This is a genomic window from Vibrio sp. D173a, assembly GCF_030248475.1.
Genome location: NZ_JAHGAH010001026.1, coordinates 1 through 630, shown reverse-complemented (window position 1 = coordinate 630; position 630 = coordinate 1). Strand labels below are relative to the sequence as shown.

Genomic DNA, 630 nt, shown 5'->3' with positions numbered 1-630 from the left:
CCTTTTGGAAACAATAAAGGCTGGTTGAAGGCTTTGGCTAGTACGACTAGCAGAGGGGCTGCTAATAGGAAACGTAGTGCCGTAGCAAAGATTGGTGGGATAGAGTGCAAAGCAACTTCCATCGCGAACCAAGTGGTGCCCCAGATAAGACACACCGACAAAAAGAGTAAAACAGTAAAAGACTTCGAATTCATGGTGACTTCCCAATACTTATAATTGTAAATCATAGGCTTGTGCCGCCTAATTGATGTGCCACAGTATAAGGAGCTCGCAAGAGAAAAAATTTGCCTTTTTATCTCTAATTTGAAAGATTGATAAAATTTATTTCTTTTATTGTTCTTTATATAGAAAATATTTTCACTCAAGTAAGTTAATGTAATTTCATTGTTCTTTTTAAGGGTATATTGAGTGCTTGAATGGAAAAATCCCCTCTATCCAAGATACGAAAATAAAGGGGTGAGAGTTACCAAATGAAACGGTAAAAAAGGTTCAAATCTCAACAGGGTTCTAGAACCTTAAGTTAAACCCCAGTTCCACACTGCCATCAGAGCGAAATACATCTCCAGGACTGACTCGTTTTTGTCCACAGGTGTATTTCACATAAGGCTCAACCCATTTAGGCTTCAAAGT

1 protein-coding gene is annotated in these 630 nt (G+C 38.3%); it reads right to left on the bottom strand.

Annotated features, from left to right (window positions below; genetic code table 11):
- Positions 1–194: EamA family transporter (locus KIV40_RS31035; RefSeq protein ID WP_285353139.1), on the bottom strand; the 194-nt coding region annotated here is incomplete at its 3' end.
- Between the last annotated feature and the right edge of the window lie 436 nt (positions 195–630).